This is a genomic window from Wolbachia endosymbiont of Rhagoletis cerasi, from assembly GCF_018454475.1.
In the GTDB taxonomy this organism is placed as follows: domain Bacteria; phylum Pseudomonadota; class Alphaproteobacteria; order Rickettsiales; family Anaplasmataceae; genus Wolbachia; species Wolbachia pipientis.
The window spans coordinates 126685-135082 of sequence record NZ_JADCNC010000001.1 but is presented as its reverse complement, the minus strand read 5'-3'; the positions used below and the strand labels follow the sequence as shown (position 1 = coordinate 135082).

Annotated in this window: 7 protein-coding genes and 2 pseudogenes; 4 read left to right on the top strand and 5 right to left on the bottom strand. The window is 35.2% G+C overall.

What is annotated here, in order from left to right; translation table 11 throughout:
* Positions 1-167: 167 nt before the first annotated feature.
* Positions 168-575 (top strand): annotated as a pseudogene (locus tag INQ25_RS00655) (IS4 family transposase); the annotation flags it as partial.
* Positions 576-582: 7 nt separating this feature from the next.
* On the opposite strand, the pseudogene INQ25_RS00650 reads toward INQ25_RS00655, so the two are convergent.
* Positions 583-1126, bottom strand: a pseudogene (locus INQ25_RS00650) (DUF6444 domain-containing protein); the annotation flags it as partial.
* A 493-nt stretch (positions 1127-1619) separates the two neighbouring features.
* Here INQ25_RS00650 and INQ25_RS00645 point away from each other — a divergent pair.
* The 3 genes from INQ25_RS00645 (at position 1620) to lepB (ending at position 5391) form a co-directional block, all read left to right on the top strand.
* Complete coding sequence (locus tag INQ25_RS00645) at positions 1620-2645, top strand: Fe(3+) ABC transporter substrate-binding protein (protein WP_010082338.1); 1026 nt, start codon at positions 1620-1622, stop codon at positions 2643-2645.
* Between the two features lie 203 nt (positions 2646-2848).
* A complete protein-coding gene (locus INQ25_RS00640; protein ID WP_213862776.1) occupies positions 2849-3733 on the top strand; it encodes an aspartate carbamoyltransferase catalytic subunit in 885 nt (294 codons plus the stop codon).
* A 911-nt stretch (positions 3734-4644) separates the two neighbouring features.
* Entirely contained in the window at positions 4645-5391 is a 747-nt protein-coding gene (gene lepB / locus INQ25_RS00635; protein WP_213862775.1) for a signal peptidase I, read from the top strand.
* A gap of 3 nt (positions 5392-5394) precedes the next feature.
* Here lepB and hscA read toward each other — a convergent pair whose 3' ends face one another.
* Genes hscA through iscU form a run of 4 tightly spaced genes read right to left on the bottom strand, consistent with a single transcriptional unit; the run spans position 5395 to position 8381 of the window.
* Positions 5395-7143, bottom strand: coding sequence for a Fe-S protein assembly chaperone HscA (hscA, locus tag INQ25_RS00630; RefSeq protein WP_213862774.1), 1749 nt, complete (start codon positions 7141-7143; stop codon positions 5395-5397).
* Positions 7121-7579 carry an iron-sulfur cluster co-chaperone HscB C-terminal domain-containing protein gene (locus INQ25_RS00625; RefSeq protein WP_213862783.1) on the bottom strand — a complete coding sequence of 153 codons (459 nt, stop codon included), beginning with the start codon at positions 7577-7579 and terminating at the stop codon, positions 7121-7123. Before INQ25_RS00625 ends, hscA begins: the two co-directional genes overlap by 23 nt.
* Entirely contained in the window at positions 7572-7985 is a 414-nt protein-coding gene (locus INQ25_RS00620; protein ID WP_155968926.1) for a HesB/IscA family protein, read from the bottom strand. Before INQ25_RS00620 ends, INQ25_RS00625 begins: the two co-directional genes overlap by 8 nt.
* Before the next feature lie 12 nt (positions 7986-7997).
* Positions 7998-8381 (bottom strand): Fe-S cluster assembly scaffold IscU, encoded by a 384-nt coding sequence (gene iscU, locus INQ25_RS00615; RefSeq protein ID WP_151808025.1) that lies wholly within the window; start codon positions 8379-8381, stop codon positions 7998-8000.
* Positions 8382-8398: the final 17 nt, after the last annotated feature.

Below are 8398 nucleotides of genomic sequence, written 5' to 3'. Positions count from 1 at the left end.
TATATGTCCCAAGCAACTATTCAAACGTATCGAGAGATAGGGCTAGCGTACCTTGATACCAACGGTTGTAATACCAATTTCCTTTCGGTCGCGCACGCCCGCTATTCCTAGTGAGCAGGGTTATCTTTCTCTCTTATCTCTTTTATATCACGTTTTTAACTTACAATTGCCTTAGATGGAAAATAGAGATATTACATAAAATTTTAAATCCGGTCTCAAAGTTGAAGAATGTAGGCTTGGAATAGCAGAAAGACTAATGAGATATCTAACAGTTATGAGTATTATTGCTTGGAGGATCTTCTTTATTACATCAATTGCAAGAGCTAACCCAACATTACCATGTACTACCTTATTAGCTGAAGAAGAATGGAAAGTTTTATACGTTAAAATACACAGAAAACCATGTCCAAGTGTAGTTCCCAACATAAAAGAAGCTGTTTCATGAACTTGGAGGCCATTTAGCAAGAAAAAATGACCCAAAACCAGGACCAATTACTCTTTGGAAAGGATATAAACGTCTCTTTGATTTAGCAGAAGGATGGCGACTTGCTCACGAACTTTATATTTGTGGGTAATAGTAAGATTTGATATGCTGCCAACACTTATGTTCAAATTAAAAATGTCATTTATGATACTAGCCACTTCACGCTTTGAGTTTTTGTAAAATCCGCTGAGTGCTGCAATTATAGACTTAACCCTTGGACCAAATGTATCTGGCGTAACACCTTCTGGTAACTTGCTACTTTTTCTTTTTCTGCATCTCCAACAACGACCATGTTCCAATTACTACATAAGGCCTAATTTCCGGAAGATCAACTTTTTGGTGAACATAAGGTTTTTCGCATATTACAAGCTCTCCTCCGCATTCGCAAATATTAGGCAACTCTATTTTTACTACTTTATCCGCTTCCATTGTGGCATGAAAATTTCCTTTATGCCCAACCTGATCGCCAACATTCCTTTCGCTTTTTGGCTTGTCCTTTTTTATTTTGTATAGCTCTTTTGAGCTGGGCAGGGATGAGTTTTTTGAATTTAAACCGAGCCTTTCCTTTAATTCAGCGTTCTCTATCTTTAAAGCTTTATTTTCTGCTTTTAAGTTTTCTATCTCTGCTTTCAGTTTTTCTATTTTTTGCTGTAAATTTTTGCAAAGTTCTCAAAGGTTTACCACATTACCTCACTTTTGCTCTATGATTATCTTTATTATCTTGCTTTGTCTACCTTATTCTACCACTCCGCTGAACGGATACAATTTACTAAACAGAAAAAAAGGCAAAAGAAACCCTAGGGTAGCTAGTTATTCACTATCCATTTTTTAAGTTGGCGTTTTTTAATGTTTTAAATAGCGCATTTCAGCTTATATTAGGTAAAAACCTAGAAATTTTATAAAGACATAAGGTGCACATAGTGCAAAAAATTAAGCATGATTTACGCCAAATACATTAAGTTTTTTGTCATTAATCCACTGCAGAGATTGCGAAGATAAATAGCTTCAGTGTTATAATAAGGGGGCTGGCGAAGCTTGTCAAGGAAGTTTTTATGATTTATCTAACGAACTTTACACTTGCTAAAGTTGTACCATCTTGGTAACTTTAACTGAAAGAAGTTATTTTTTATCCAATATGAAAAAAGCCTTTATATTCACATCCTTAATAGCAATTATATTGATAGTTATTACTTATTTATACAGAAACGACGGAACTAATGACTCACAAGTGGTAAATGTTTATTCATCGCGCAAAGAAGAATTAGTACGTACTTTGTTTGATGAATTCACGAAAAATACAGGTATTAAAGTACGTTACATCATTGATGATTATTCTCAGCTACTTTCACGAATGGAAAACGGTGGTGAAGCTGACTTATTTTTGACTGCTGATGCAATCAACTTAATTCTAGCAAAAAAAAGAGGACTTTTATCTCAAGTAGATTCAGAGGTTTTAAAAAGTGTTATACCTGCAAGATTTAGAGACAGTGAAGATTATTGGTTTGGTCTTACAAAAAGAGCTAGGATATTGGTTTACAATAAAGAGTCAGTAGACCCTAAGGACTTAAGTACTTATGAAGATTTAGCAAATGAAAAATGGAAAGGAAAAATATTAGTGCGTTCTTCTACAAGTCCATATAACAGATCGTTAATTGCTTTTATGATTGCAAATAATGGTTTTGAAAAGACGAAAGAATGGGTAAGCGGAATTGTGAGCAATATGGCAAGAAAACCAAGTGGTGGTGATACTGATCAAATTTACGCCGTAGCAGCGGGTGAGGGAGATGTTGCAATAGTAAACAGCTACTACTTTGCGAGAATTCTTTCATCAGAAAATAAAAAGAATGTTGCAGACAAGCTAGGGGCTTTTTTTCCTAATCGCAACGATCACGGTGTAATGGTAAACATCAGTGGTGCAGCAGTAACAAAAAACGCAAAAAACAGGGAAAATGCTATAGTCTTATTGGAATTTTTAGTAAGCAAGCAGGCTCAAGAGTTATACGCTAAAAAAAACCAAGAATATCCTATTATTGAAGGCGTTGAAACTTCCGATATACTAAAATCTTGGGGAAATTATTCACAAAGTGATTTGCCTCTAAGTGAACTTGAGAAGCATCTTTTTGAGGCTGTTATGATAGCGGATGAGTGTAAGTGGAAGTAATCCCCAGCGCCACTAAACATTGGGATGAAAGATTTATGCTAATATACCTTACTCTTGACTCGCTGAACTTTTTCTTCCTTCTAACTTAATTTTGACTTTACTATCTTTTTCCGTTCTTTCACCAAAACAATTGCTGCACAAGAAGTCTATTGAAAAAAGGTAATAAGAAAGTAGAATAGGTTCAAGTAGTTGAAAAGGAAACTATGAACAAGAGAAGGAATTTGTTAAACATCTCAGACCTTACAGTCGATGATGTAGAAAATATAACTAAGTTGGCCAACCAGTACCTTAAAAAAGAAGTTGCAAATAGTCATATCTTGGAAAATAAGACAGTAATAAATTTATTCTTTGAAGATTCAACGCGTACACTTGCGTCTTTTGAAATAGCAGCAAAAAGCTTTGGAGCAAATGTTGTAACTTTGCCAATAAGATCTTCTTCTATTAACAAGGGAGAAGATCTAAAAGACATGATCAAAACATTAAATGCAATGAATCCTGATTACATAATAATCAGGCATAAAAGTAGTGGTATCATTAATACACTGGCAAAGTATGTTAACTGCTCGCTAATCAATGCAGGCGATGGAAGTAGTGAACATCCAACTCAAGCTCTTGCAGACTATCTTGTAATCAGCAATCACAAAAAGCAAATAAAGGACCTCAAAGTTGTGATATGTGGAGATATTCTGCACAGCAGAGTTGCAAGGTCAAATATAAGGTTGCTAAAAATGTTTGGAGGAGAGATAAACTTGGTCGCACCACCAACTTTGATTTGTAAGCATTTTCCTGAAGTAGATTCAATCCATTATTCATTAATTGAAGGTATAAAGGATGCTGACGTAATTATGCTTTTGAGATTGCAGAAAGAGCGCATGAATAATAGTTCTTCAGAGAAAGAATATTTTTATTTGTATGGACTTGATTCACAAAAGCTATCATACGCAAAACCAGATGCGATTGTTATGCACCCAGGGCCAATAAACAGAGGGATTGAGATTAGCAGTGATGTAGCAGATTGTGTTATTTTACAGCAAGTAGAATTCGGATTGGCAATACGTAAGGCAGTGCTGCACTATTATAGATATTAAAAAATGCTACACAACTAATGCGAAAGAAGGGTTTTTTCATGAAATGACGAGAATGGCCACTAAGATGTTAAGGCTGAGGATATGATGTGGAATTTTTACGAAAGCCTGAAGTCAACCAACAACCTTGCAGAACGGCAAATTAGACGGCTATCGTAAAAACAGCTTTTTCACCTGGTCAGAATGTGGGGAAAGGTTCGTGAAAAGAATGTTGTCGATATTTTTGACATCACGTCTCAATGGCAAAAATCCCTTCCAAAAGTTACGACTGCTTAGTTCTTTATTCATTCTTACAATCCGTGAACGGTTACAACCTGGATTCCAGTGGGCTTTGTTGCATCGCTAGCTATGATGGATTAAAGATAAAAAAGATAGGGAATATCAGTAGCTTATTATTCTGGTATTTATAACAAGAACGGTCAATGAATACCTAAATTTGAGTAAAAGAAATTTCACTACCATTTACCAATCCGGCTAAAATTCAAGAATTTCAATGCTTTAGCTATTTTCAATAGAATTAAATTTATTAATATAAATAACAAATTACTATTCTTAAATTTGATCAGATTGATTGCAAAAAAACAAGATTTTCAATAGGTTGCTTATAATCCTAACTATAGTTAGCCTTTCATAAGTAGCGATGCAACAAAGCCATTCCAGTGTCAGCTACTTTCATAACACCATATTACCTTAACAAAAGCAAATGTTCGTACAGATGTGCATCAGCTACTTTCATCTGCCACCTGCAAATGGCAATGTTCGTACAGTACGCTACTTGGATGACACCGTTGAAAGAAATGAACCGCCTTTTCAAAATTGTTTTGAATAGAGGAATAACATTCACAAGCAAAATTTCATATTACCATTTTTTAATTTATGTATTATAATAAGCTTAATTTATAAGAAAAACAAAGTTGGAAGAACTAAGCAAAAACTGGGTGATAAGAACGGGAAGATTTTTATCTTCATTGTTTTTTTTACTGTTGATTGCGCTATCAATACGTAGTTTTTTATTCGAGCCATTTCATATACCTTCTGGTTCAATGAAAAGCACCCTACTTGAAGGGGACTACATTTTTGCTAGTAAATATTCATACGGTTACAGTAAACACTCATTTCCATTTTCTCCAAACATTTTTAGCGGCAGGATTTTTTATACCCCTCCAAAGCGTGGCGACATAGTAGTTTTCAAACCCACAAGAAACGACAGTATCAGGTTTGTTAAGCGAGTAATAGGAACACCGGGCGACAAAGTGCAAATGATAGAGGGAGAATTATACCTAAATGATCAGAAAGTAGAGCGAAGGCAAATTGAAAGTTTTTTTGATTATGAGTCAAATCGTAGCATACTCAGGTACATGGAAACGCTTCCCAATGGCAAGGAGCATGAGATTTTGGTAGATAACATTTCTAATAAGCTATCATATAACACTCCGGTTTATTATGTACCTAACGATCAATTTTTTGTTATGGGAGACAATAGAAATAATTCTTTGGATAGCAGGTTTCCTGAAGTTGGTTTTGTACCAATGGAAAATATCATTGGGCGTGTAAGCATAGTTGGTTTATCATTTAAATTAGGAAAGGTCGATTGGTTACCATTTAATTTCAGACTACCTGTTGCTCTGAGATTAAATAGAGTATTGCATAAGGTCGTGTAAACTCTATCTATTTGTTAATTCACACAACTCTAAAGAAGAATTTTCTAACTCGGCGATAGTGTTGTTAATTTCATTCAAGTCATTTCCCTGTAAAGCGTTTTTTGCGTTTTGTAATAGGTTTTTCAACTTTTGATCAGTGGAAAAGTTATTATTGTTTTCAACCAAGTGTATGAGTTTATTTCCATTAATTTTAGCACCTGCAAGGGAACGAGCCTTCATATCTTCATCAAAGCTGTTTATTGACTGGTTAACCATATTTTGAACATCAGCTTCACTCAAGCCAAAACTTGAATTTACTTCAACTGTCTGCTCGATTCCAGTAGTTTTTTCTCTTGCAGTAACAGTCAAGATTCCGTCAACGTTAACTATGAATTCTATTTCAACTCTTGCAGAACCTGCAGGCAGTGGCGGTATACCTTTTAGTTCAAACTGCGCTAGAGATTTGTTATCCTCTATCATTTCACGTTCTCCCTGACAAACATGAATTTTCATTGCTGTTTGCCCATCAATATAAGTTGTAAACTCTTTTATCTCTGAAACTGGCAGTGGCGTATTTCTTGGTATGATTTTTTCAACTATGCCTCCCATAGTTTCTATGCCAAGTGATAAAGGTAGAACATCCAGGAGAATATTCCTATCTTTTGAGCTCGAAGTTAAATCATGAGCCTGCAGAGCTGCCCCAATGGCAACTGCTTTATCTGGATCCACGTCATTTAGTACTTTATTTCCAAAGAGTTTGACTAGTGAATTTTGAACCAATGGTGTTCTAGTTGCACCACCAACTAAAATTACTCCTTTTATATCATCAATTTTAAGATCTATATCGCTTATAGTACGAGTGACTATATTGATAGTCTTATTGACCAAAGAACTGATTGCCTGCTCGAATTCTTCTCTGGTAATTTCGCACTCAAATGGCTTGCCGTTAACATTAAATTCGAAGATACCTATAGTGTGATTGCTTAGGTACTCTTTCACAGAGCGTGATTCGATAAGTAAGGAATTTAGTTGCTTAGCCGTCTTTTCTCTATACTTATCAATCACAATTGAACTCAGCAAATGATCAAAATCATCACCGCCGAGTTTGGTGTCACCACCAACTGCAAGAACTTGAAACACTCCTTGATGCAATTTCAATATCGAAATATCAAATGTTCCACCACCAAGGTCATAAACTGCATATATTCCACTGCTATTGTTCTTTTCAATGGAGTAAGAAAGCGCTGCAGCGGTTGGCTCGTTAACGAGGCGAAGAACTTCTATGCCAGCTAATTTTGCCGCATATTTAGTTGCGTTACGTGCTGAATCGTCAAAGTAAGCTGGCACAGTAATCACTGCTTTTTTTACTTCCAGCCCCTTAGACTTTTTTACCCTCTCACATAAAGCTTTTAATATCTCAGCAGAAATCTCAACAGGAGTCAGATACTTTTCCTCTGCGCATTTTATTCTAATAACTTTTTCGCTTTCATGATCTATTTCAAAATTGACGCCTTCTTTATTTAATTCTTCAACACTTTTACCCATTAAACGCTTTATTGAGTAGATTGCATTTTGACCGACATCGTAGCCAGTTTTCAATGTATTATTTTCATATGAAAGAGCAGAAGGCAGTAGCTCTCTTCCCTGTTTATCTTTAAATATCTCCACATTGCCAGCTTTATTCACCATAGCAATCAAAGAATTGGTGGTGCCAAGGTCTATACCAAAAACTACTTCACTTGAATTTGGTTCAGAAATTTGAATTGGTTGCATTCTTTTTCACCTCCTCAAATGACTTATATAAATATTTCAATCTTAAGACTTGTGTAGCAGCTCCATCAAAATTCTTTACAGCAAAAGTGTTAATTAGGTTTTTAATGCAACCTTTTATTTTTTCATCAATCATCCTGCTTGCAAATTGTAGATCGTCGCAGTCTAGTAAGTACTCTCTTATTTCCATTGATTCACTTAATATTTCAGAATTTGGATGATCCTTTGGGCTTCCCACACCAAAAAGATTCAACAAATGCTCAGCACGTTCTAGTGGTGACTTTAGCACTTGATAAGCTTTGTTGATATTTTCCATGTTTTGGGACTGTCTTTCATTTATATCAGTCTTGCTTAGCTCAATATATTTTTTCTCTAACTCATCAAAGCTGATATTGAAAGCTGGTTCAATTTCAAACAATGCAAAATAGTTGCTAGACATGAAAACTCTCTCCACAACCACATTTTCCTTTCTCATTAGGATTTTTGAAAACAAAACCCGATGAAAATTTTTCTTCTACATAATCCATTTCAGAGCCAAGAATAAACATGACGGATTTTGGATCGATTAACACTTTAACTTTTTGGCCATCACTACAGTTTTCTTCAATTACCGACTCTAAAGGACGAGTATCATATGCATATTCAATATCATATTTTAAACCAGAACATCCTTTTTGCTTAATTAGCACTCTTATTCCTATTGCTTCTTCTGATTTCTCAAGGTTAGCATGCTTTTTTTGATTTAATAAATACCTTATCCTTTCTACTGCTTCCGCAGTTATAGTGATAAGTTTTTTATTCTTTTTTACAGTTTCACCTCCGCCTACTTCTTGATATTCACCCATGTTCGTAGCTTCTTAATTCTTTTGTTTACTTTGATAGTCATGAATAGCAGCCTTTATAGCATCTTCAGCAAGTACCGAACAGTGTATCTTCACTGGAGGTAAAGACAACTCTTCCACTATTTGAGTATTCTTTATCTGTGTAACGTCACTGATGGTTCTTCCCTTTATCATCTCTGTTAACAAGGAACTTGAAGCAATGGCAGAACCACAACCAAAAGTTTTAAATTTTGCATCTTCAATAACACCTTTGTCATTGACCTTTATCTGCAATTTCATTACATCACCGCACGATGGTGCACCAACTAGACCAGTGCCAACACTTGGATCATTTTTATCCAGAGAGCCAACATTTCTTGGATTTTCGTAATGATCTAAAATTTTCTCATTATAACTCATAAAATTACCTGTGAACC